The sequence below is a fragment of the Streptomyces sp. NPDC003027 genome, from assembly GCF_053591435.1.
Window position 1 is genome coordinate 1 of record NZ_JBSFTU010000045.1, and the last position, 23,871, is coordinate 23,871.

General features: G+C 72.0%; 15 protein-coding genes and 1 pseudogene. 11 read left to right on the forward strand and 5 right to left on the reverse strand.

Features of this window, described 5'->3' with window-relative positions; all coding sequences use genetic code 11:
* The first annotated feature begins 292 nt into the window (after positions 1–292).
* Together ACWDX6_RS25745 and ACWDX6_RS25750 are read left to right on the forward strand one after the other, a co-directional pair.
* Complete coding sequence (locus ACWDX6_RS25745) at positions 293–1,504, forward strand: glycoside hydrolase family 64 protein (RefSeq protein WP_451487253.1); 1,212 nt, start codon at positions 293–295, stop codon at positions 1,502–1,504.
* A gap of 86 nt (positions 1,505–1,590) precedes the next feature.
* A complete protein-coding gene (locus tag ACWDX6_RS25750) occupies positions 1,591–2,274 on the forward strand; it encodes a CBS domain-containing protein (RefSeq protein ID WP_451487254.1) in 684 nt (227 codons plus the stop codon).
* A gap of 247 nt (positions 2,275–2,521) precedes the next feature.
* Here the strand turns inward: ACWDX6_RS25750 and ACWDX6_RS25755 are convergent, their stop codons facing one another.
* On the reverse strand, positions 2,522–2,821 hold the full coding sequence (locus ACWDX6_RS25755; protein WP_403292376.1) for a DUF1876 domain-containing protein: 300 nt from the start codon (positions 2,819–2,821) through the stop codon (positions 2,522–2,524).
* 444 nt (positions 2,822–3,265) lie between these two features.
* Between ACWDX6_RS25755 and ACWDX6_RS25760 the strand changes: the two genes are divergently transcribed.
* Positions 3,266–4,915, forward strand: a complete 1,650-nt coding sequence (locus ACWDX6_RS25760) for a hypothetical protein (protein WP_451487255.1) — start codon at positions 3,266–3,268, stop codon at positions 4,913–4,915.
* An 84-nt stretch (positions 4,916–4,999) separates the two neighbouring features.
* On the forward strand, positions 5,000–6,283 hold the full coding sequence (locus ACWDX6_RS25765; protein ID WP_451487256.1) for a Tm-1-like ATP-binding domain-containing protein: 1,284 nt from the start codon (positions 5,000–5,002) through the stop codon (positions 6,281–6,283).
* A gap of 12 nt (positions 6,284–6,295) precedes the next feature.
* Here the strand turns inward: ACWDX6_RS25765 and ACWDX6_RS25770 are convergent, their stop codons facing one another.
* Positions 6,296–9,016: an FAD/NAD(P)-binding protein gene (locus ACWDX6_RS25770; protein WP_451487257.1), complete on the reverse strand. Its 2,721-nt coding sequence runs from the start codon at positions 9,014–9,016 to the stop codon at positions 6,296–6,298.
* Between the two features lie 175 nt (positions 9,017–9,191).
* Here ACWDX6_RS25770 and ACWDX6_RS25775 point away from each other — a divergent pair, with 175 nt between their 5' ends.
* The 5 genes from ACWDX6_RS25775 (at position 9,192) to ACWDX6_RS25795 (ending at position 16,608) form a co-directional block, all read left to right on the forward strand.
* Positions 9,192–9,653 carry an RrF2 family transcriptional regulator gene (locus ACWDX6_RS25775; protein ID WP_451487258.1) on the forward strand — a complete coding sequence of 154 codons (462 nt, stop codon included), beginning with the start codon at positions 9,192–9,194 and terminating at the stop codon, positions 9,651–9,653.
* A gap of 538 nt (positions 9,654–10,191) precedes the next feature.
* Positions 10,192–10,413, forward strand: a complete 222-nt coding sequence (locus tag ACWDX6_RS25780) for a type A2 lantipeptide (RefSeq protein ID WP_451487259.1) — start codon at positions 10,192–10,194, stop codon at positions 10,411–10,413.
* A gap of 117 nt (positions 10,414–10,530) precedes the next feature.
* Complete coding sequence (locus tag ACWDX6_RS25785; RefSeq protein WP_451487260.1) at positions 10,531–11,340, forward strand: HlyD family efflux transporter periplasmic adaptor subunit; 810 nt, start codon at positions 10,531–10,533, stop codon at positions 11,338–11,340.
* Positions 11,337–13,610 carry an NHLP family bacteriocin export ABC transporter peptidase/permease/ATPase subunit gene (locus tag ACWDX6_RS25790; RefSeq protein WP_451487261.1) on the forward strand — a complete coding sequence of 758 codons (2,274 nt, stop codon included), beginning with the start codon at positions 11,337–11,339 and terminating at the stop codon, positions 13,608–13,610. Before ACWDX6_RS25785 ends, ACWDX6_RS25790 begins: the two co-directional genes overlap by 4 nt.
* Before the next feature lie 70 nt (positions 13,611–13,680).
* Positions 13,681–16,608, forward strand: coding sequence for an NHLP bacteriocin export ABC transporter permease/ATPase subunit (locus tag ACWDX6_RS25795; protein WP_451487289.1), 2,928 nt, complete (start codon positions 13,681–13,683; stop codon positions 16,606–16,608).
* Between the two features lie 39 nt (positions 16,609–16,647).
* Here the strand turns inward: ACWDX6_RS25795 and ACWDX6_RS25800 are convergent, their stop codons facing one another.
* The 3 genes and pseudogenes from ACWDX6_RS25800 to ACWDX6_RS25810 all read right to left on the reverse strand — a co-directional run.
* The gene (locus ACWDX6_RS25800; protein ID WP_451487262.1) at positions 16,648–19,062 is read right to left on the reverse strand and encodes a glycoside hydrolase family 65 protein; all 2,415 of its coding nucleotides are present in this window, start codon (positions 19,060–19,062) and stop codon (positions 16,648–16,650) included.
* A 2-nt stretch (positions 19,063–19,064) separates the two neighbouring features.
* Positions 19,065–19,859, reverse strand: a complete 795-nt coding sequence (locus ACWDX6_RS25805; RefSeq protein WP_451487263.1) for an HAD family hydrolase — start codon at positions 19,857–19,859, stop codon at positions 19,065–19,067.
* A gap of 244 nt (positions 19,860–20,103) precedes the next feature.
* Positions 20,104–20,181, reverse strand: a pseudogene (locus tag ACWDX6_RS25810) (non-reducing end alpha-L-arabinofuranosidase family hydrolase); the annotation flags it as partial.
* 326 nt (positions 20,182–20,507) lie between these two features.
* Here ACWDX6_RS25810 and ACWDX6_RS25815 point away from each other — a divergent pair.
* Together ACWDX6_RS25815 and ACWDX6_RS25820 are read left to right on the forward strand one after the other, a co-directional pair.
* A complete protein-coding gene (locus ACWDX6_RS25815) occupies positions 20,508–21,524 on the forward strand; it encodes a LacI family DNA-binding transcriptional regulator (protein WP_451487264.1) in 1,017 nt (338 codons plus the stop codon).
* Positions 21,525–21,533: 9 nt separating this feature from the next.
* Positions 21,534–23,756: a glycoside hydrolase family 3 N-terminal domain-containing protein gene (locus ACWDX6_RS25820; RefSeq protein WP_451487265.1), complete on the forward strand. Its 2,223-nt coding sequence runs from the start codon at positions 21,534–21,536 to the stop codon at positions 23,754–23,756.
* Positions 23,757–23,871: the final 115 nt, after the last annotated feature.

Here is a 23,871-nt window from a genome sequence, read left to right on the forward strand (position 1 = left end):
TTGCGATCCGTCCCCTCGGCCCTGGCGGGCCTGGGGAGACCCCATGCACCAGACCCCGCTCCCTGATCCGGCCTGATCCAAACGAAAGGCCCTAGCCTTTCGCGAGCCACTCCAGCGCCGCCCTGCCTCTCGATCGCCATGGGGGAGGATCCTGAGGCAGGGGCGGCCGTGACCCGGAGATGTCACAACCATTGACAGGCTCACAACATTCTCACCATTCTGAGAGCGCTCTCAGAACGTGCTCGCAGCTCTCCTCACCACCCCCACGCCCCCCACCCCCGAGGAGCTCCCCATGCCCTTGCGCCATCGACGCGGGCTCCGCCTGCTCTCCCCGCTCGCCGTCGCCGCGCTGATCGGCACCGCCCTCAGCGTGGCCGGCCCCTCGCCCACCGTCCGGGCCGCCGCCGTCCCCACCACCATTCCGCTCACCTTCACCAACAACTCGGGCCGCGGCGAGCAGGTGTACGTCTACAACCTCGGCACCGAGCTCTCCACCGGCCGCCAGGGCTGGGCCGACGCGAACGGCACCTTCCACCCGTGGCCGGCCGGCGGCTCGACCCCCGTCCCCGCCCCCGACGCCTCGATCACGGGACCGGCCGCCGGCGGGTCCATGACGATCCGGCTGCCGAAGTTCTCGGGCCGGATCTACTTCAGTTACGGACAGAAGCTCGTCTTCAAGCTCGCGACGGGCGGTCTCGTCCAGCCCGCGGTCCAGAACCCGAGCGACCCCAACCGGAACATCCTGTTCAACTGGTCCGAGTACACGCTCAACGACTCGGGCCTGTGGATCAACAGCACCCAGGTCGACATGGTCTCCGCACCGTACGCCGTCGGCGTCAAGCGCCCGGACGGAACCGTCGCGAGCACGGGCCGGCTCAAGCCGGGCGGCTACCGGGGCTTCTTCGACGCGCTGCGGGGCCAGCCCGGTGGCTGGGCGAACCTCGTCCAGACCCGCGCCGACGGCACCGTGCTGCGCGCGCTGTCACCGGGACACGGCATCGGGGCGGGGGCGCTTCCCGCGAACGCCATGAACGACTACATCGACCGCGTGTGGACGAAGTACGCCACCTCCACCCTGACGGTGGCCCCCTTCGCGAACCAGCCGTCGGTGAAGTACTACGGCCGGGTCTCCGGCAACGTCATGAACTTCACCAACGGCTCCGGGGCGCTCGTCACGTCGTTCCAGAAGCCCGACTCCGACAGCGTCTTCGGCTGCCACAAGCTGCTCGACGCCCCGAACGACCAGGTCCGCGGCCCGATCTCCCGTACGCTGTGCGCCGGTTACAACCGCTCCACCCTCCTGACCAACCCGAACCAGCCGGACACCTCGTCGGCCGGGTTCTACAAGGACGTGGTGACCAACCACTACTCCCGCAAGATCCACGCCCAGATGGTGGACGGCAAGGCGTACGGTTTCGCCTTCGACGACGTGGGCGCGCACGAGTCACTGGTGCACGACGGGAACCCCCGGCAGGCGTACGTCACGCTCGACCCGTTCGACTAGGAACGGTCCGGCCCGGCCGTACCCCGGCTCCTGTGTCCATGTGAGGGATCATGGACACAGGAGCGGAGAAAGGGACGGGACCGACCATGAGGCACCGCAGTGTGGCCGACCTGATGACGCCGACCGCGGTGGCGGTGCAGCCGGGGACCCCGTTCAAGGAGATCGCGCGCCTCCTCGACGAGTACGGGATCACCGCCGTCCCGGTCGTCGACGAGGCGCACCGTCCGATCGGCGTCGTGTCCGAGGCGGACCTGCTGCGGCGGCACACCGCGAAGGACGGGCCGAGCACCGCCGAGGCCATGATGTCCAGCCCGGTCGTGGTGGCGCGGCCCTCGTGGACGGCGGTCGAGGCGGCCCGGGTCATGGAACGGCACCGGGTCAAGCGGCTGCCGGTGGTGGACTCGGACGGGCAGCTCATCGGGGTCCTCAGCCGCAGCGATCTGCTGCAGCTGTTCCTCCGGCGTGACCGGGCAATCCAGGAGGAGATCGTCGAGGACGTGGTCACTCGCATCCTCCGGCTCTCCCCCGCCGCGCTCCACATCGACGTCGAAGAGGGCCGGGTGACCCTCAGCGGCACCCTGCCGAGCAAGAACCTCGCGCCGGTCTTCGTACGGCTCTGCGAGGACGTGGACGGGGTCGTGGAGGTCGCCGACCGCCTCACGTACGACGACGAAGAGGCCGATCGGGAGGCCGGAGGCGAGGCCGGGGCCACGGTGGAGGGTTACGGTCAACGGCCCGCCGAGGACGCGGCGGCGACGCCGGAGGCCTGACCGCCGGGGCCTCCGGTCACGGCGACCGGATCATGGCAGCGGGCGCACGGCCACGCGCCGACGGCCGGGCCCGCCGGCGCGTGGCCGACGGGCCCGGTCGCTCGGGCGTTCGCCTTCCGGTCCGCGAGGATCGTCCCGGGCACCTTCCGGTCCGCGAGGATCGTCCCGGGCACACGTCCGCGCCCGTCGCCGGGCCGGCCCTGGATGGACAGGGCGTCTCGGCGCGGGCCCGGGCGATCCCGTCAGGTCAGGAGACCGCCTCCGGCCAGCCGTATCCGGGGCCGGTGTGCTGGGGGACCGTCCCCGCGCCCGCCGCCTCCATCTCGCGGTTGGCCTCCCGCATCAGCTGTCCGGCCAGATCCTTCATGGCCCGGCTCGCGGCCAGCTCGTCACCGATCGCCGGTACATCCACGTCGGCCGGGTTGCACCGTGCGCTGCCGCGGCCGGTGAGGTGCGACGTGCCGGTGTCCAGATGCGCCTCGGCCCTGGTCCTGCCGTCCTCCTCGACCAGTTCCAGGCCGACCGTCCACTCAAGGGTCCGTGTCATGGTCTGCCTCCTCGCGACGCCGGGCCGCGCAGGACGGCCCGCGCCTCTCTTCCTACCCCCAGGATCCATCCACGCGCGCGTGAGTGCGCGGTGACATGGAGGAGGCTCCGGCGGAGGGTTCTCGCGGGCGGGCCACAGGAGGGCCGGGGCGACCGGGACCAGAACCGGGGCTCGGACCAGGGCTCGGTCCGCGACGGCGAGACAACCGGCCGCCGTGATCCGTGGCGCTCCGGCACAGGACACGGCGCTCCTGACCAGAGGACGGCGCCCCGGCACCTGGCCGGCGGCCTCCGGCGTGACCCGGGGCGGGCCCGTTCCGCGGTGACCGTCATCACATATCCCGCGATGATCCCTCGTCAGATTGTTAGCGTGAGTGGCCTGCGTGACTGATGAGCAGTCAGTTACCCCTTGAACAGCTCGTTCTCCAACGAAAGGCCCCTCACCATGAGACTACGGTCGCGCCCCGCGCGCCTGGCCGTCGGAGCGGTACTGGCCGGCGCGATGCTCTCCGGGATCGTCCCCTCCGGGGCGGTCGCCTCCCCGCGCGCGGCGACGTCGGCGGTCACGGCCGACGAGCCCGTGGAGAGCATGCCGGACGACGGCTTCGCCGACGAACCGGCTGCCGAGCAGGACGACCTGGCCGGTACGCAGGCTCCGGCGGAGACCCAGGCACTCGGGGCGGTGCTCCCCGGCCGCGCCGGAGACTTCCGGCTGGAGGCGGGGCCCTCCCTGACCGGTCTGGTGAACCAGCTGGACGCGGCGCTGCCCGAGCAGGGCCTGACCAAGCTGATGGAGCAGGCGAACCGGACGGCGGACTGGGACGACGCCTGCGGCACCGCCGGCATCTACGGCCCCGACCTCACCCCCCACCACCGGGTCTGCTGGGAGACCGACGACGCGACCTCCTCCGAGTGGATCCCCCAGGCCATCACCGGCGTCTCCGACGCCGTGGAGGACGAGGACTGGGGCGCCTCCCCCGCCGACCCCATCGCGGTGGGCTCCTACGACGCGGAGAACCCGGGCCGCAGCGACTACGCCTCGCAGGCCGGCAACTGTCTCAAGGACACCGCGTCCGACGCCTGCAACGAGAAGGGCGTCCGGGTCAGCTTCTTCAACCAGGCCACCAAGAAGTACCGCCACGTCCTGCTGGTCTGGCCGTACCTGAACTCGAAGAACAACATCTCCTTCGACGCCCTCCACGCGCGCGAGGGGACGTGCACCACCACCGTGACGGAGAGCTGCGCGGCGCAGAACGGCATCCACGCCGGCGGGATGGTCTGGTACGGCAACTACCTCTACGTCGCCGACACCTTCAACGGTATGCGGGTCTTCGACCTCCGCAGGATCATGGACCTCAACCCCGACGGCAACGCCGCCGTCAACGACCCGACGCCGGACGGTCTGGTCAGCAACGTCGTGGACAAGAAGCGGATCGGCCGGCAGAACAACGTCTGGTACGGCTACGGCTACCGGTACGTCATGCCGCAGGTGGCCACGCTGCGGTTCACCGCGCCGAAGCCCACCGGGGACACGTCCATGAACCAGTGCTATGCCACCGGCCGTCCGAAGGCGTCGTACGTCTCCCTCGACCGGACCGACGCGCATCATCTGATCCTCGGCGAGTACTGCAACACCAACAAGGGCGGCGACAGCCGAGGTCGCGTGGGAACGTACCCGATGGCGGCGCTGACCACCGCGGTCGAGGGCGCGCCCGGTACGGTCGCGAACGCGGATCTCGCCTACGGACTGCCGGCGGGCCCGACGTTCGACGGCGAGGCGTTGTGGCACAAGATCCAGGGCGTCACGCGGTACCAGGGCAAGTGGTACTTCCACCGCAGCAACGGCGTCGACAACGGCCGTCTGCTCCAGGCGACCCCGGGCACGGTCGACGGTACGACTCAGCTCGTCGCCAACCCGAAGGTGCTGCGGTCCTCCATCGGGCCGGAAGACCTGTACCTGGCGCACGGGCGCGGGGACGACCTCCCGCCGCGGCTGTGGTCCCTGGGCGAGCACGCTCCCAGCGTGTGCGGTGCGTGCGAGCGTGAGCTGTACGGCTACGACATGGGCGCGGTCATCGGAGGCTTCGCCTCCTAGGAGGTGTCCGACCCAGGCGCGCGGTCCCGGTGATTCTCGGCCACGCTCTTGTGTTCGCGCCATGTTTCCCCGGACAGTACGGGGATGGCGGTCGTTGTGCTGGTGGGGACCCTGGACACCAAAGGGCTGGAGTACGGCTGGCTGCGGGAGCGGCTGCTGGAGCAGGGCGTCGAGGTCGTGGTGGTGGACGCCGGAGTGATCGGCGCGCCGCGGATCCACGCGGACGTCCCGCGCGCCGAGGTGGCCCGGGCGGCGGGGGCGGATCTGGAGCGGTTGCGCGCCGAGGGCGACCGTGGCGCGGCCGTGACGACGATGGCCCGGGGCGCCGCCGAGATCGTGCTGCGGCTGTACGCCGAGGGCCGGCTGCACGGAGTGCTGGCCGTCGGCGGCAGCGGTGGTACGTCTCTCGCGACGCGGGCGATGCGGATGCTGCCGCTCGGGGTGCCGAAGGTGATGGTCTCCTCGATGGCCTCGGGCGACGTCTCGCCGTACATCGGCTCCGCGGACATCACGATGATGTACAGCGTGGTCGACATCGCCGGGGTGAACCGCCTGTCGGCTCCGATCCTGGCGAACGCCGTCGACGCGGTCGCCGCCATGGCGCGTGGTTTCGCCGCCGCCTCCGGCTCCCGGGCCGTGCGGCCGGCGGACCTCGGCCGACGCGGTGCGAAACGCGGGGCTGCCGGGGAGGACGACGGCGCCCGGCCGCTGATAGCCGCGAGCATGGCCGGGGTGACGACGCCCGGCGTCGACGCGGCCCGCGGGTGGCTCACCGAGCGCGGCTATGAGGTGCTGGTCTTCCACGCCAGCGGCACGGGCGGGCGCACCCTCGAATCGCTCGCCGACCAGCGGCTGTTCGCGGGTGTGCTGGATCTGACGCTCTGCGAGCTGGCCGACGACCTCTGCGGGGGCATCCTGACGGCGGGCCCGGACCGGCTTCTCGCCGCCGGGCGCCGCGGTGTCCCCCAGGTGGTGAGCCCCGGCGCGCTGGACATGGTGAAGTTCGGCCCGCTCGACACCGTCCCCGCGCGCGTGCGGGACCGCGACGTACGGGTGCACAACCCCTCCATCAGCGTGGTCCGTACGACGCCGTCGGAGTGCGCCGAACTCGGCAGGCGTGTCGCGGCGAAGCTGCGGGAGGCCACGGGGCCGACCGCGGTGTGCCTGCCGCTGCGCGGGCTGTCGACACTGGGGGCGCCGGGCCGGCCGTACCACGATCCGGTCACGGACGAAGTCCTCTTCGACGCGCTGAGGGACGGGCTGCGCGGCAGCCCGGTCGAGGTGGTCGAGATCGACGCCCACATCAACGAGCCGTCCTTCGCCCACGCGGCCGCGGAGCTGCTGCACCGGATGGTCACCACCCTCTAGGAGGCGGCCCGCTCACCCCCGCAGGTCGGCCAGGCGCCGGCGGTCCAGCGGGGAGGACCGGCGGTCGAGGCGTTCTTCGAGGAGATGGCGGGCGGCGTCGCTGTGGCCCGCCTCCATCAGGGCGTAGAGCAGGGTCTCCTCGACGACCTCGCGCTGGGCGGCGCTGCCGCCGACGCGGCGCAGGGAGGGCAGCAGCGCGCGAAGGCCCCGCACGGCGGTCGTCCACCGCTCCTCCAGTACGGCCTCCAGCGCCCGGCACAGCGGCTCGACGACCTCGCGCTGCACAGGGTCGGCCTGGCCCGCGTGGGTGCGCAGGCGCCGGAGCGCGGGCAGGTCTCCGGCCGCGGTGAGGGCGACGGCGCTGTGCAGCGCCGTGAACGCCGTCGACGGACGTTCGACCAGGTCGACGGCGACCGCGTCGAGTACGCCGTCGACGGGCATGCGGCCCGTCCAGTTCCGGGTCATCCTGGCCCGCCACAGGAGCGATCCGGAGTCGACGAGGGCGCGTACGCCGTTCACCCGGCACGGGGCGAGCTGCGCGTACCAGCGGCGGCGCACCGCGGCCGAGTCGTCGAGGGCGAGTTCGTGCAGCGCGACGTGCCAGGAGAAGTGCGCCCGGTGGACGGCGCCGCGCCCCTGGCCGCCGATCCAGTCGTCGAGCCAGTCACGGCCGGTCCGGTGGTCGCCGGACTCGTAGTGGACGTGGGCGAGGGCGTGGACCGCGTGGCCGGAGGCGGGTTCGGCGGCGAGCGCCACGCGGGCGAGGGCGCCCGCCTCGTCGACGTGCCCTTCCTCCTGGCGGAGGAAGGCGAGGAGCGAGGTGTGGAACCAGTGGCCGCCGTAGGCCGGTGCGGTGTGCGCCACCAGCCGCTGCGCCAGTGTGCCGTCGAGGTCGCCGACGCCGGAGAAGGCGATGGTGGGGACGGCGGCACTGAGCGCGAGGGCGTCGCCGGGGTGGCGGTCGAGGTGGCCGACGAGCGCCGTGTCGCCGTCGGACGCTCCCCCGCCCCGGTGCGCCGCGCTCCCACCGCCCTCGTGCGACCGGATGCGGCGGGTGACGACGTCGACGAAGGAGCGTTCCCGCTCGTCGCCGCGTTCCCGTACGGCGCGCTGGGCGTCGGCCAGTCGCCGGGCCACGTCGACCTCCGCGCCGCACTCGTGCCCGAGCAGGGCGAGCGCGGCGTGGCCGAGGGCGAAGCCGGGGTCGAGTTCGGTGGCGCGTACGAACGCGTCGGCGGCCTTGGCCCGTACGGTGATCACCCGGGTCAGTCCGGTACGGAAGGACGCGGCCGCGGCGGCATGGGTGGAGAGCGGCAGACCGAACTGGTCGGTGGGGCGGCGCCGGGCCGGCCGTGGGGCGGGGGCGAGCGGGGCGAGGAGGGCCTCGGCGAGGTCCCGGGCCTGCGTCCGGATCTCCGGGATCGCGGTGGTCTCCCACAGCTCGCCGCGGCGGGGCGCGCCCAGGGTGAACAGGGCCCGCCGGGTGTGCCCCTGGGCGTCGAGGAGGCGGCCCCCGTCGGTGGCGACGCCGATGCCCAGCGGTCCGGGCACCGCGAGCCCGGCGGCGAGCAGCCCGCCCCACAGCGGGTCGCCGGCCGTGTCGAGCCGCAGACCGGGCCCGGTGCAGTCCACCACCCACCCCACGGTCAGGACGCGGCCGTCGGCCAGGGACACGGCGAGCCGGCCGTCGTCGCACGGCTCGGCGGACGCGATACGGCCGGTGTGGACGCGGAGCCGGCGGGCGGCGCGGGCTCGGTCGACGGTCTCGGCGGTGGTGGGCGCCATCCGGTGCCGGTGGACGTTCCACCGGGTGGCGTCGCGGCCGAGGAACTCGGCCCGGTCGTCGTCGCCGAGGGCCTGCCAGAGCTCGGCGATGTGGGGGCGCAGCCCGTCGAGGGCGGGCCGCCAGTCGCCGTGGTCGCGCAGCGTCGTGGCCAGATGACGGCGTAGGACCGACCGGATTCGGTGGAGCGGGAGGTCTTTCAGCCCGGGGGGCGGCGGTACGGGCGGCAACGGGGAGACAGCGTGCGGCCGGGGCAGGAGTCCGCCGCGCGACACGGCGTGCACGGTGCGGCCGGGGCGGTCGAGGACGAGTGCGAGGTCGACGGCGGTGAGGCCGGTGCCGACCAGGAGGACGTCGTCGGTCTCCGCCACCTTGTCGAGCGCGCCCGGCGCCCAGGGGCGGGCGATGAACCGGTCGGATCCGCGCAGCTCCGCCGGCGCCCAGCCTGCCGTGCCCGCTGCCGGGCCGGTGGCGAGGACCACGCTGTCGGCCGTCATCGTGCCGCCGTCGGAGAGGCGGAGTTCGAGGCGCCCGTCGGCCGTGTCCGCGCAGTGTGTCGCCCTCGTCCGCAGCCGGCGCACGGCGACCGTGCCGTGCGCGGTGATGACGGCGCGTCCGAGGGTGTCGGCGAGGTAGGAGCCGTAGCGGTAGCGCGAGGCGAAGTCCCCGGCCGTGACGGTCGGTTCGCCGTGCCGGCAGAGCCAGCGCTGGAAGTGGCCGGGGTCGTCGGGGTAGCAACTCATCCCGCCGACGGGGACGTTGAGCCGGTGTTCGGGGACCTCGGTGGCGTAGGCGGTGCCGCGGCCCGCCTCCGGCGCGGGATCGATCAGGACCAGGTCGAGCGGGGTGCGCCGTCGTGCCGCCGTCTCGCACAGCTGGACGGCGACGAGCGCCCCGGCCGCACCTGCTCCGACGACTGCCACGGTCGATCGCGGTTCAGCGGACACCACGGATACCTCCGGCTCCAAGGCGGGCCTTGCACGGGGTGGTTCACGGTAGGCGGGCGTCCACCGTGAAGTTCACTATGTCGATGAACAATGTGAAGTGACAAGCCCGCCCAGCCCTCGGCCTCCGGTCGGCGGTTGTGCCGGATCGATTTCCCGCCAGTCGTGAGACATTGAGTCGGTGAGGATCTCAGCAAGAACGGACTACGCGGTCCGCGCCATGGCGGAGCTGGCCTGCTCGACGGAGCACCCGCTCAAGGCGGAGGACATCGCCGGCCGCCAGGACATCCCCGTCCGCTTCCTCTTCGTCGTCCTCAGCGAGTTGCGTCAGGCCCGGCTGGTACGGAGTGTGCGCGGGCCCGAGGGCGGTTACACGCTGGCCAGGCCGCCGGCGGAGATCACCCTCGCGGACGTGATCCGCGCGATGGACGGCCCGCTGGTCAGCGTGCGCGACCTGAAGCTGACGGGTCTCGAGTACCAGGGCGCGGCGGCGCCCATGCCGGATGTGTGGCGCGCGGTGCGCGCCAGTCTGCGTCATGTCCTGGAGGGGACGACACTGGCGGACCTCGCCGCGGGGACCCTGCCGGAGCTGGTGCGGGAACGGGCCCGTGAGTACAACGATGACGTACGGACATATCCGTAGCACCCGCATCCTCTGTAAGACATCGCAGCGTTTCACCCGGGCCGCACAACTCCGTTGTGCGGCCCTTTCCGTCTGTGCGGACAGAGAGTTCCTTCCGCCGATTCCCGGGAACTCAGGAACTTCGGAACTCCGGGGAGAAAAGCGACGTCCTGCGGCGGTCGCCTGATCTGCACACCGAATACGCAGGGAACACACGCTCTCCCGATCACCCACCCGAGGGACGGGGTGGCACGGGACGGCCCTCGACCCGTCTGATGCGGAATGTCTTGTTCCGGCTCAAGGGAGCGGCGGCGGAAGGCGAGCCGAGTCGGGTGATCCTGTGAAGAAGGTGGCACCAACTCATGGACGGATATGCACGTCACGGCAATTCCGGGCCGGTACATGCACGTTGAAGCCGTTGTTCGATTGGCTGGCCGTCAGGTCGACGTGCTTTGATCCAGCACACCGCGGAAGTTCCCCCTCCGGATCGGCGCCACCGGTCCGGCCCGTGCGTTCGCGGTTGTTTCGATACGTCCCCATGTGAAGGGAAACTCACATCATGAACTTCGTCCCCACCCAGGAGATCTCCGACGCCGACCTGGACAACGTGTCCGGTGGCCTCGGTGGCGGCGTGGTCGCCCACTCCACCGTCGCTGTCAACGGCATCTTCCCGGAGGTCGCTCCCCTGGCCGCCACCGCCGTCGGCACCCTGGAGGGCGTCACCGGCCTGAACACCGCGCCGCTCGCGGGCATCGCCTCCGCGACGATCGCCGGCGTCTGATCTCTCGGACGTCCGAACCCGCCGTATGCCCCGGATCCGCTCGGATCCGGGGCATACGCCGCGTCGCTCCCCCGGAGCGAACAGAACCGTGCAGCAACGCAGTCGAGGAAGAGTGTCGTGCAGTTCCGCCAACAGGCCCTTTCCAAACTGCGGTCCTCCGAGGACATCGACCTGCCGGTGCGCTTCGCCCGCCCCCAGGGTTGGCTCGTTCTGTCCGTGACGGTCGTCGTGATGATCGCCGCGACCTTCTGGGCCATGACCGGAACGGTCTCGACCACCCTCGAAGCCCCCGGGATCCTCACCCACGCGCAGGGCAGCTACGTCCTGCAGAGCCCCGTCGCCGGACAGGTCACCGACGTACTCGCCGAGGAGGGCGCGCGACTTCCCGCCGACGCCCCTCTTCTGAAGCTCCGTACCGCGCGGGGAACCGACGTCGTCGTCCGCACCCTCGCCGCGGGCCGGTTGACGGCCCTGGTCACCGGGATCGGCTCCGTGGTCACCGTCGGCGCCGACGTGGCGGCGGTCGAACGCGTCACCCGCCCCGACGACCCGCTGATGGCCGTCATCTACGTCCCGGCCGACGGCGCGTCGACCGTTCCCGTCGGCGCGGCGGTGGACCTGAGCGTCCAGTCGGTCGCGGCCCGCCAGTACGGCGTGCTGCGCGGCCGGGTGAAGTCCGTCGGCCGCACCGCCCAGACCGCCCAGCAGATCGCGGCCTTCCTCGGCAGTGGCCAGCTCGGCGAACAACTCGCCCGGCAGGGGCGTCCCGTCCCCGTCCTCGTACGGCTCGAACGCGCCGAGAACACCGCGTCCGGCTACGCCTGGTCCTCCGCCGGAGGCCCGCCGTTCCGGCTGGAGTCGATGACGCCGGCCGGCGCCACCGTCCGGCTGGCCGCACAGCACCCGATCGATTGGCTGCTCCCATGACGACTCAGCAGCTGCCCCCGGCCGGCCGCCGCCGGCACCGCCCGGAGGCCGCGCCCGGCGGCCGGCGGGCCCAGCGCGGAAGGCCCACGCCGAGGGCGAAGAGGCAGAAGGCGACGAGGCACAAGGCCGTGCGCACGCCCACGGTCCTCCAGATGGAGGCCGTCGAGTGCGGCGCCGCCGCCCTGGCCATGGTCCTCGCCCACTACGGCCGGCACGTGCCGCTGGAGGAACTGCGCATCGCGTGCGGGGTGTCCCGTGACGGCTCGCGGGCCAGCAACGTCCTCAAGGCGGCGCGCTCGTACGGCCTGCAGGCCAAGGGCATGCAGATGGAACCGGCCGCGCTCGCCGCGGTGCGACCGCCGGCCATCCTGTTCTGGGAGTTCAACCACTACGTCGTCTACGACGGCATGGGCCGGGGCCTCCGGCGCGGCGGCGTGCACATCAACGACCCCGACAAGGGCCGCCGCTTCGTGCCGACGGAGGACTTCGACACCAGCTTCACGGGTGTCGCCCTGATCTTCGAACCCACCGCCTCCTTCCGGCCGGGCGGCCGCAAGCCCGGCATCCTGCGCGCCCTGCCCGCCAGGCTGCGCGGTACCACCGGCACCCTGCTCGCCACCCTGCTCGCGAGCCTCCTGCTGGTCGCCGTCGGCGCCGCGGCGCCCGCGCTGAGCCGTACGTACATCGACCGCTTCCTGATCGGCGAGCAGACGTCCCTCCTCGGCCCGCTCTTCGCGTCGATGGCCGCGCTGGTGGCGCTCACCGCCGTGCTGACCGGCGTACAGCAGGCGAACCTGCTGCGCGGACGGATCATCTCGTCCACCCTGAGCAGCGCCCGGTTCCTGCGGCACCTGATGCGGCTGCCCGTCACCTTCTTCGCCCAGCGCAGTCCGGCCGATCTCGTGCAGCGCCTGCAGTCCAACGACGCCGTCGCCGAGACACTGGCCAGGGACCTCGCCGCAGCCGGGGTGGACGGCATCGTGGTGATCCTCTACGCCGTCCTGCTCTGGTCGTACGACCCCCAACTCACCGTCGTCGGGGTGCTGATCGCGCTGCTCAACGTGGTCGCGATGCGGATCGTGATCCGGCTGCGCGCCAACGACACGCAGAAGCTGCGCGCGGACAGCGCCCGGCTCACCACGACGTCGTACACGGGTCTTCAGCTCATCGAGACGATGAAGGCCACCGGCGGTGAGAACGGCTTCTTCCGCCGGTGGGCGGGACAGCACGCCACCACCCTGGAGGTGCAGCAGCGCCTCGGCGTGCCGAGCGCCGTCCTCGGCGTTGTGGCGCCGACCCTCGCGACGCTCAACAGCGCGCTGATCCTCTGGATCGGCGGACTGCGGGCGGTGGAGGGCCACATCTCGATCGGCCTGCTCGTCGCGTTCCAGGCGCTGGTGACGCGCTTCACCGCGCCGATCACCCGGCTCAACGGGGTGGCGGGAAGGATCCAGGACTTCGCCGCCGACGTGGCCCGGCTGAAGGACGTCGAGAACTTCCCGGTCGACTCGGTGTACTGGGGCCGCGACACCGAGGAGAGCACGCGCCGGCTCAGGGGTCATGTGGCGCTGGAGAACATCACGTTCGGATACAGCCCGCTCGACAAGCCGCTGCTCAGCGACTTCTCCCTGACGGTGGGCCCGGGGCGGCAGATCGCGCTCGTCGGCGGCTCCGGCAGCGGCAAGTCCACCGTCTCCCGGCTGATCTCCGGCCTGTACAGCCCGTGGGAGGGGACGATCCGCATCGACGGCCGGCGCCTTGAGGACATTCCGCGTGGCGCGCTCGCGGCGTCCGTCTCCTTCGTCGACCAGGACGTCTTCCTCTTCGAAGGCACGGTCCGGGACAACGTGGCGCTGTGGGACCCGTCGATACCGGACGAGGCGGTCGTCACCGCCCTCAAGGACGCCGCGCTGTACGACGTGATCGCACGGCGGCCGGAGGGCATCCACGGCCGGGTCGAGCAGGACGGCCGGAACTTCTCCGGCGGCCAGCGGCAGCGCCTGGAGATCGCCAGGGCGCTGGTGCGGCAGCCGAGCATCCTGGTCCTCGACGAGGTCACCAGCGCGCTGGACGCGGAGACGGAACGCGTGATCATCGACAATCTGCGACGGCGCGGCTGCGCGTGCGTCGTCATCGCCCACCGGCTGAGCACGGTCCGGGACAGCGACGAGATCCTGGTCCTCGACCACGGCTCGGTCGTCGAACGCGGCCGCCACGACGAGTTGGTCGCCGCCGGGGGGCCGTACGCCGCGCTGGTCAAGGAGCACTGACGTGTCATCCGTTCACCACCAGCCCGCGGATCCGTCCGGGTACGCCGCCGCCGGACAGGGCGGTACGGACATGGTGATCCACGCCTTGGGCGGCCTCGGTACGCCCGTCGACTGCGCGGGCCTGCGCACCCTTCCGCTGGAGGGGCCGCAGGTGCTATGGCTCGTCGTGGCCGGAGCCCTGGACCTGTTCGCGTACGACCCCGTCCAGCAGGGCCAGTGGCATTTCCTCGGCCGTCTGGAGGCGGGGAGCCTGCTGCTCGGGCCGGTCGAGGGGCCGCAGCACACACTGCTGGGCAGGCCGTCGCAGGACTGCCTGATGCGCCGGATCGCGCTGCGGGAGCTGTACCGGCCGGAGCACGACGGGGTGTACGGGGCGCACGGTGGATACGGAGCGGAGTACGGCTCGTACGGCTCGTACGGGCCGTACGGCTCAACCGGTCCGCACGGCGTGTACGGCCAGGACGAGGCGTACGCCTACGGAGGGTACGGTGTCCCGCCGACACCGCCGACGCCGTTGGAGCACGCCTTCGCCCTCGGCACGGGCCGCGCCCTGAGCGTGCTGTTCGAAGCTCCGCTGAACGGCCGCCCCGCCGGTGACGAGACCATGGCCGACGACGACATCCTGTGGATGTCGGTCGAACCGGGCAGTGTCCGCTACGGCGCGTCCCTCAGCGCGGAGGCGGCAGCCGATCTGCTGATCGACGGCGCGATGTGGCAGCGCATGGTGAACCAGCAGCAGCGGTTGCTGTTCGCCGTGGACCGGTGGATCGAGGGTCTCGAACGCGCCCACGAGGACCGGACCGCGCAGGGCATCAAGGCGGGCGCGGCCGTCCGCGCCCGCGCGGACGAGGCACTGCTGGCCTCCATCGGCGGACCGGACCGGGGCCGGCGCGGTGGCGTGCGGGTGGACGGCTCGACCGCGGGCGCGGCCGCAGGCGACGACGAAGCGGAGTACGCCGTCTGCCGTCTCGTCGCCGCCGCGGCCGGAATCGACCTCGCCGATCCCCCGCGAGGCGGCGCCGCGAACGAGCGCGTCACGCCGGTCGAACGCCTCGCGTCGAGCTCGCGTGTCCGTACCCGCGCCGTCCGGCTCGCCGGGGACTGGTGGCGGACGGACAGCGGACCCTTGGTGGGGCATCGCGCCAAGTCGGGAGCGCCGGTCGCGCTGCTGTGGCGGCGCGGGCGGTACGAGGCGGTCAACGCGTCCACCGGGCGGCGGCAGCGCATCGGCCGGGAGAACGCCGACGAGTTCGAGCCGCGGGCCGTCATGTTCTACCGACCGCTCCCGGACCGGCCGATGACGCCGTGGCGGTTGCTCCGCTTCAGCATGCGCGGGACACGGACGGACCTGCGGAACCTGCTCCTCGCCGGTCTGGTGACGGTGGGCCTGGGCGCTCTGGTGCCGATCGCCACCGGCCGGGTGCTCGGCGTGTACGTACCGAAGGGCGAGAGCGGTCTCATCGTCCAGGTCTCGCTCGCCGTCATGGTCACGAGTGTGGTCACCGCGGCGTTCACGCTGTTGCAGAACCTGACCGTCCTCAGGCTGGAGGGCCGTGTCGAGGCGACCCTGCAACCCGCTGTGTGGGACAGGCTGCTGCGGCTGCCGACGGCGTTCTTCGCCGAGCGCTCCACCGGGGAGCTGGCGAGCGCGGCGATGGGCATCAGCGCCATCCGCAGGGTGCTGTCCGGAGTCGGTCCCGTGGTCGTGCAGGCCTGCACGGTCGGTGCGATGAACGTCGTCCTGCTGTTCTGCTACAGCGTGTCGCTCGCCCTGGTGGCCCTCGCGATGCTGGCCGTCGCCGCGGCGGTGTTCCTCGGCATGGGCTTGTGGCAGCTGCGGTGGCAGCGGCAACTGGTCGAGCTCGGCAACAAGCTCAACAACCAGGCGTACCAGACCCTGCGCGGGCTGCCGAAGCTGCGGGTCGCCGCGGCGGAGAGCTTCGCCTACGCGGCCTGGGCGCGGGAGTTCGCCCGCTCCAGGGAGCTGCAGCAGCGGGCGGGCCGGATCAGGAACCTGACCACGGTCCTCGACGCGGTCTGTCTGCCGCTCTGCTCGCTCACGATGTTCATGCTGCTGGCGGGGCCGGCCCGCGGCAGCATGTCGGCCGGAGCGTTCCTGACCTTCAGCACCGCCCTGACCATGCTGCTGACCTCCGTCACCCAGGTGACCGGAGCGCTGGTCTCGGCCGCCGCCGTGATGCCGATGTTCGAGCAGGTCAAGCCGCTCCTGGACGAGGCGCCGGAGGTCCGCGGAGCGGGCGCGCAGCCCGGTGCGCTGTCCGGCGGGATCGAGGCCCGTGGACTGTCCTTCCGCTACTCGGACGACGGCCCGCTGGTGCTCGACGACGTGTCCCTGGAGGTACGTCCGGGCGAGTTCGTGGCGATCGTCGGCCCGAGCGGCTGCGGGAAGTCGACGCTCCTGCGGCTGCTCATCGGCTTCGACCGGCCGACGTCCGGCAGCGTGCTGTACGACGGTCAGGACCTGGCCGCTCTCGACCAGGCGGCCGTCCGCCGGCAGTGCGGGGTGGTGCTGCAGAACGCGCAGCCGCTGACGGGATCGATCCTGGAGTGCATCTGCGGCGCCGAGAGCTTCACCGAGGAGGAGGTGTGGGAGGCGGCCACGATGGCGGGTCTCGCGGAGGACATCAAGCGGATGCCGATGGGTCTGCACACCCTGATCTCCGGCGGCGGGGCCATCTCGGGCGGGCAGCGCCAGCGGTTGATGATCGCGCAGGCCCTGGTCCGGCGCCCGCGCATCCTGTTCTTCGACGAGGCGACCAGCGCGCTGGACAACGAGACCCAGCGCATCGTGATCGAGAGCACGCGGAGCCTCGAATCCAGCCGCCTGGTGATCGCCCACCGGCTGTCCACGGTCATGGACGCCGACCGCGTGATCGTCATGTCGGACGGCCGGATCGTCGAGCAGGGCGCACCGGCGGCGCTGCTCGCCGACCCGGCGGGCTTCCTGCACGACCTGGTGCGGCGCCAGCTCACGTGACAGGAACCGCCTGGTGGCGGGGCGTGGCGCGGTGCGGGTTCACCGGGTCGTGAGGCGCAGCTCGACCGATTCGCCCGGCTCCACCGACACGGCGCGGTCGCGCAGGCGGACGTCGATCGGTGACATGTCCGAGGGCGGCACGCTGACCCGCATCCAGCCCGGCCGGACCCGCAGCCCCACCCCCCAGTGCCCCCGGTAGCGGATGGAGAATCCGTACTCGGTGAAGCTCGGCGAGGGCACCGGGTCCAGCCACAGGGCGTCGGCCCGGGTCTCCAGGCCGGTCAGGCCACGCTGGACCAGGTCGATCGTGCCGGCCATCGCACCCAGGTGGATGCCCTCTTCCGTGGTGCCGCCCTGGAGGTCGGCGACATCTCCCTCGATCGCCTCCTGGACGTACGTCCACGCCTCCCCCCGGCGCACACGGGCCAGGACCCAGCCGTGCACGAGGCCGCTGAGGGTCGACCCGTGGCTGGTGCGGCGGAGGTAGTAGTCGACGGTGCGGCTCCACGTCGCGTCGTCCAGCTCGTAGCCGAGCCGGCGGAAGATGCCTGCCAGTTCCGTGGGTGAGAAGAGGTAGCCGAGCATCAGCACATCGGCCTGCTTCGACGCCTGGTAGCGGTTGACGGTGTCTCCCTCCGCCTCCAGGATCCGGTCGAGCCGCCTGATGTTGCCGTACCGGGCCCGGTAGGCGTCCCAGTCGAGCTCCGCCAGCCGGCCGAAGCCGTCGAACTGGCTGATCACCCCGTCGTGGAACGGCACGCGCAGTTTGCGCGACACGTCCTCCCACAAGGCGGTCTCCCGGTCGTCGAGACCGATCCGCTCGCACAGCTCCACCCGCCGTGGTGCGGGCAGTTCCTCCAGCAGATGCAGGGCACGGCCGAGCACCCAGGCCGCGCTGACGTTGGTGTAGGCGTTGTCGTCGAGACCCGGCGTGAGACGGTCGGGGTAGGAGTCGTGGTACTCGTCCGGCCCCATGACGCCGAGGATGCGATAGCGGTCGGTGTCGGCGTCGTAGGTGGCCGAGTCGGCCCAGAAGCGGGCGATCTGCGTCAGCATCTCGGCGCCCTTGGTGTGCAGGAACTCGTCGTCGCCGGTGGCTTCGTAGTACCGCCAGATGTTGTACGCGATCGCCGATCCGACGTGGTGCTGGAGATGCGAGTAGTCGGGAAGCCACCGGCCCGAGTGGGGGTTGAGGTGCAGCTGCTGTGTCTCCTCGCGGCCGTCGCTGCCGCTCTGCCACGGGTAGAGGGCGCCCGCTCTGCCCAGGTCGCGAGCGGCGTTGCGGGCTCGTCCCAGTCGCCGGTGGCGGTAGAGCAGCAGCGCACGGGACACTTCCGGCAGGTGCAGGTTCAGATACGGAAGGACGAACAGTTCGTCCCAGAAGACGTGCCCCCGGTAGGCCTCACCGTGCAGCCCTCTGGCCGGGACTCCGACGTCCAGCTCGGCCGTGTGGGGCGACAGGGTCTGCAGGACGTGGAAGAGATGCAGCCGCAGGACGCGGCCGACGTCCCCCGGCACGTCCAGGTCCGCCCGGCGCCAGAGCTGACGCCAGGCCGCTCGGTGCGAGTCGAGCAGGTCGGTGAAGGCGGGAGCGCGCTCGACCGTGTCGATCGCCGCGTGGAGCGGGTCGCTGATGGCGGGATCGCGAGAGGTGTACAGGGCGACGACCTTGTCGACCGCGCGGGGGCCGCCCGACGGGGTCAGACTCAGCCGGAGCGTCTGCACGGCCCGAAGCGGCTCGTGGGCGGTCCGGGCCTCGGCCATGGGCTGGTCGGACGTGGTACGGGCGGCGAGACCGATCCGGATGTCGGACGTACTGGTCCGGCAGCGCAGCCAGACGGTGTCGGCTCCCCCGTCACCGGCGTTGACGTGGACCAGGTGGTTGCCGTTGAGCTGCTGGTAGCGGGCCACTCCGCTGTTGGTCACCGAACCGTCGAGGGCGGCTTCCACCTCGATGTCGCCGGACCAGCCTCCCTCCGCGGTGAACTCGGTCCGCAGGGCGGCCAGGTGCGGGTCCCCCATGTGGACGAGGCGCAGCTGATGGACGGCGAGCACGCCGCCGTCGACCTCGTACTTCACCGTGCGCTCCAGGACGCCGGTGCGCAGATCGAGACGCTGGTGGTGCTCCCGCAGCGCGTCGGAGTCGGGTGTGAACCACGACGTGTCCCCCTGCGGGCTGTGGATGCGGAAGCGCAGGGGGAGCCAGTTGGGCAGGTTGACCATGTCCTCGTTCTCGACCTGGCGGCCGGCGATGTCCGAGGTGAGCCGGTTGTAGCAGCCCGCGGCGTACGTGCCGGGGTAGTGCACGGCGTCGGCCACGCACTCGGGTGCGGCGCCCCGGGTGGCCATGTAGCCGTTGCCGAGGGTGCACAGGGCCTCTCGCAGCCGCTCCCGGCCCGGATCGTAGCCCTCGTACTCCCAGCTGTGGTTGGTCTCCGGGATGTGCTCGGCCATCGTCAGCCCTCGGTGGAGTCGGTGAGCAGTTCGGACAGGTCGGTGACGGCGAGGTCGGCGCCGCGTTCGAGGAGAGCGTCCCGGTAGGTGGTGCCGGCCGTACGATCGACGCCGACCACGAGGCCGAAGCCGCCGCGCCTGCCGGCCTCCACCCCCGCCAGGGAGTCCTCGATCACCGCCGTACGTCCGGGAGGGGCGTGGAGCCGGCGGGCGGCCTCGAGGAACAGGTCGGGGGCGGGCTTGCCCGGCAGGCCGAGCCGGGTCGCCTCGGTTCCGTCGACCACCGCGGTGAAGTACGGCAGGGTTCCGGACCGCTCGAGCAGTTCTCCGGCGTGCCGGGACGCCGACGCGGCCGCCATGGCGACATCTCGCTCGCGCAGCCGTCGCAGCAGACGCAGGGTCCCCGGATAGGCGTCGACGCCCCGGGTTCTCAGGCGTTCCGTGAAGAGCCGTTCCTTGCGGGCGGCCACGGCGCCCACGGTGTCGGTGCCCGGGGGGTCGTCCAGGGTGCCGAGGGGCAGGGCGACCTTCCGTGCGGCGAGGAAGGATGCGGCCCCGTCCATGCGGGTTCTGCCGTCGACGTACCGCAGATAGTCGTCCTGGTCGAACGGCCGGCGCGCCTGGGGATCGGTCGGCGGGTGGGCTCGCAGACAGGCGTCGAACGCCTCTTTCCACGCGGCCGCGTGGAGGCGTGCCGAGTCGGTGATCACCCCGTCGGTGTCGAAGACGACGGCCGCCGCCTGTGCCAGACGATCGGCGGGGGTGCGGGCCGGCCCCGTCGAGGCTCCGGCGCTCATGGGCGGCCGCCCTGCGGCCAGGGCCCTGCCGTACAGGAGTCCGTGCTCATCTCGCGCCTCCCCGTCACCGCCGCCGCGCCTCCTCGACGGACGCCGTCCCATAGTGGCAAGTCCTCAGGGGCTTCGGCGGAAGACACCACGTGGGAAGGGGGCGAGCCCTCGGTGTCGAGGTCGTCCCACGGCGGGCTCGGCCTTCCGCCGAGCCCGTTCGTCCGGCTCCGCCCGGGAGCCGGACCCGTGGCACGCCCGGGAAGTTCCCGATCGGCATGCCGGCCCGGTAGGTCTTGCCGTTGTCGCCGGCGAAGAACAGGTACATGTTCCTCGGAGTCGTCACCGCCGCAGGCCGCCAGCGGGACGGACGGTGCGGTCAGGCCCGAGAGCGCCAGACAGCTTCGTCGGCTCGGGGCGGTGCTGGCCAGGGGACCTCCGGGGTGGGGATGCCGATGCACACTCGAAAACCTTTCGTAAAACTCTCGAATTCCGTGCTGGCACAAATGAGAAACGCAGGGCTTCCCGATCACGACCTGACGCTGATTCATATGCGAAAACGGCAGCGCTTTTTGGTTGACAAGCAGGTCACGCCGACCGGAAACTCTTCGAAAGTTTGCGATATGTGTCGCCAGCGCAGGTCCGCGCGGAGGAGAGAAGTTGAGCGAGCAGCGTCCGACCCTGGCGGTCATCGCCGCGGAGGCGGGGGTCTCCCAGGCCACCGTGTCCAAGGTGATCAACGGCCGTTCCGATGTCGCACCCTCGACACGGGAACGGATCGAGAGCCTGCTGCGATCCCACCACTACCTGCCCCCGGGCCGGCATGGCAGGGCCCGCAGGTCAGGCCTGGTCGACTTGATCATCGGCGGACTGGACAGCGCATGGGCGGTGGAGATACTGCGCGGCGTCGAGGCCGAGTGCGCCCTGCGGAGCGTCGGCACCGTCGTGTCGCTCGTCCCGCCGGGCGAGGCCACGCCGTCGAGCTGGGCCGCGCTGCCGGTCCTGCACCACAGCGACGGCGTCATCCTCGTCACCGCCTCGGTCACCCAGGCCCAGCGCGCCCAGGTCGAACGGGCCGGGGTGGCGCTGGTCGTCATCGACCCGATCGACCTGCCGGGCAACGGTGTGCCGAGCATCGGCGCGACCAACTGGGCGGGCGGCCTCGCCGCCACCGAGCACCTGCTGGAGCTGGGACACCACCGGATCGCCGCGATCGGCGGGCGCAAGGAGATGCTCTGCAGCCAGGCCCGCATCGACGGATACCGGGCCGCGCTGGAGCGGGCCGGGATCGAGGTCGACCGCGACCTGATCCGGTTCGGCGACTTCCAGCACGAGGGCGGGTTCCGGTGCGCCCAGGAACTGCTCGCCCTCCCCGAGCCGCCGACCGCCGTCTTCGCCGGCAGCGACCAGCAGGCGATGGGCGTCTATGAAGCCGCCCGGCAGCTCGGGCTGAGCATCCCGGAGGACCTCAGCGTGGTCGGCTTCGACGACCTGCCGATGTGTGCATGGCTGTCACCGCCGCTGACGACGGTGCGCCAGCCGCTGGAGGAGATGGGCCGGCTCGCCGCCCGCACCCTGTTCCAACTCCTGGAGAACCAGCCGCTGGTCAGCCCCCGGATGGAGCTCTCGACCGAGCTCAAGGTCCGTCTCTCCACCGCCCCGCCCCGTGTTCCTTAGGAGAACCCCTTGACCGAGCCCTGGCGTGACGCTCTCCTGCCCGCGTCCGTGCGAGTCGCCGATCTGCTGAGACGGATGACGCTGGAGGAGAAGGCGGGTCAGCTCGCCGGCTTCTGGGCGTTGCCGTCGGATCCGGGAACACCCGTCGCGCCGATGGAGGACGATTCCGGCGAGTCCGCGCCCGGCCTCGACGACATCGCCGCCCACGGGCTCGGCCAGCTCACCCGGGTGTACGGCACCGCGCCGATCACCGCGGAAGCCGGGATGGAGCGGCTCGCCTCGCTCCAGCGGCAGGTGACCGGATGCGGCCGGTTCGGGATCCCGGCGGTCGCTCACGAGGAGTGCCTGACCGGGTTCATGACCTTCGGGGCGACAGTCTTCCCCGGGCCGCTGGCCTGGGGCGCGTCCTTCGATCCCGGGCTCGTGCGCCGGATGGCCGCCGCCATCGGCGCGGGGATGCGGCGCGTCGGCGTCCACCAAGGGCTGGCTCCGGTGCTCGACGTGGTCCGCGACTACCGGTGGGGCAGGACAGAGGAGTGCATCGGCGAGGATCCCTATCTCGTCGGAGCGATCGGCACCGCCTATGTGCAGGGCTTGGAAGGCGCGGGGATCGTGGCGACGCTCAAGCACTTCGCCGGGTACTCGGCCTCGCGCGGCGGCCGGAACATGGCCCCCGTCGCCTCGGGGCCGCGCGAGTTCGCCGACGTGCTGGTCGAGCCTTTCGTACGGGCACTGCGCGAGGGAGGCGCCCGGTCGGTGATGAACAGCTACACCGACGTGGACGGCGTCCCGGTGGCCGCCGACGAACGGCTGCTGACCGAACTGCTCAGGGATGAGCTCGGCTTCGGCGGTGTGGTCGTCGCCGACTACTACGCCGTCTCCTTCCTGGAGACCCGGCACGGCGTCACCGGATCGCGCGGCGCGGCCGGCGCGCTGGCGCTGACGGCCGGAATCGACGTCGAGCTGCCCACGGCCCGCTGCTACGGCGAGCCGCTGACCGAACTCGTGCGGTCGGGAAGCGTATCCGAGGAGCTCATCGACCGGGCCGCGGAACGGGTCCTGCTGCAGAAGGCCGGGCTCGGCCTGCTCGACCCCGGCTGGGAACCCGTCGAGCCCGAACCGGTCGACCTCGACCCGCCGGAGAACCGGGCGCTGGCCAGGCTCCTGGCCGAACGGTCCACCGTGCTGCTCGCCAACGACGGCACCCTGCCGCTGCGGCCGTGCCGGGTCGCGATCAGCGGGCCGTACGCCGACGACCCCCGGTCCTTCCTCGGCTGCTACTCCTTCCCCAACCACGTCGCGCTGCCCGGCGACCTCGGGCTGGAGATCCCGACGCTCGGCGAGGCGCTCACCGCCGCCGGGTTCACGGTCACCGCGGACGATCCGGACGTGAACGTGCTGGTGCTCGGGGACCGGGCCGGCATGTTCGGCCGGGGCACCTCCGGAGAGGGCTGCGACGCGGAGACCCTCGACCTGCCCGGCGACCAGGCCGCACTCGCCTCCGCCGTTCTGGACTCCGGGGTGCCGACCGTCCTGGTCCTCGTCTCCGGACGGCCCTACGCGCTCGGCACGCCGGCCGAGCGCGCATCGGCCGTGGTGCAGGCCTTCTTCCCCGGAGAGGAGGGGGGGACGGCGCTGGCCCGGATCATCAGCGGGGCGGCGGAGCCGACCGGGCGGCTGCCCGTCTCCATCCCCCGCCAGGCCGGCGGCCAGCCCGGCACCTACCTGCGTGCCAGGCTCGGCGGGCGCACCGACTGGAGCTCGGTGGACCCGACTCCGCTGTTCCCCTTCGGACATGGGCTGAGCTGGACGAGCTTCACCTGCTCGGACCTCTCGGTGGATCCCGTCGCGGCGACGGACGGGACCGTCGCCGTTTCGGTCACCGTACGCAACGTCGGCGAGGTGCCCGGGACCGAGGTGGTGCAGCTGTACCTCTCGGACCCCGTGGCGTCCGTCGTCCGGCCGCAGCGGTGGCTCGCCGGATTCTGCAGGGTCGAGCTCCGGCCGGGCGCGGCCGCCCGGATCACCTTCTCCGTCCACGCCGACCGGACCTCTTTCACCGGGCTCGACCTGCGAAGAAGAGTGGAGCCGGGGGAGATCGGCGTGGCGGTCGGCCGGTCCAGCGGCGATCTTCCGCTCCAGGGTTCCTTCACTCTGGAGGGCCCGGTACGTCACCCGGCGGCCGACCGGGTGCTGTCCGTGCCGGTCGAGATCGTCCGTCCGGGTGTCTGATGCCAGTGCCGATCGCCCCGCCCTGATGGTGAGCGTCCGTCGCCAGTGAACGCGGGCGCCGCTCACGCGGATTCACTCCGCCGCGCTCTCATCCTTCCGTGATCTCTCTCCTGGA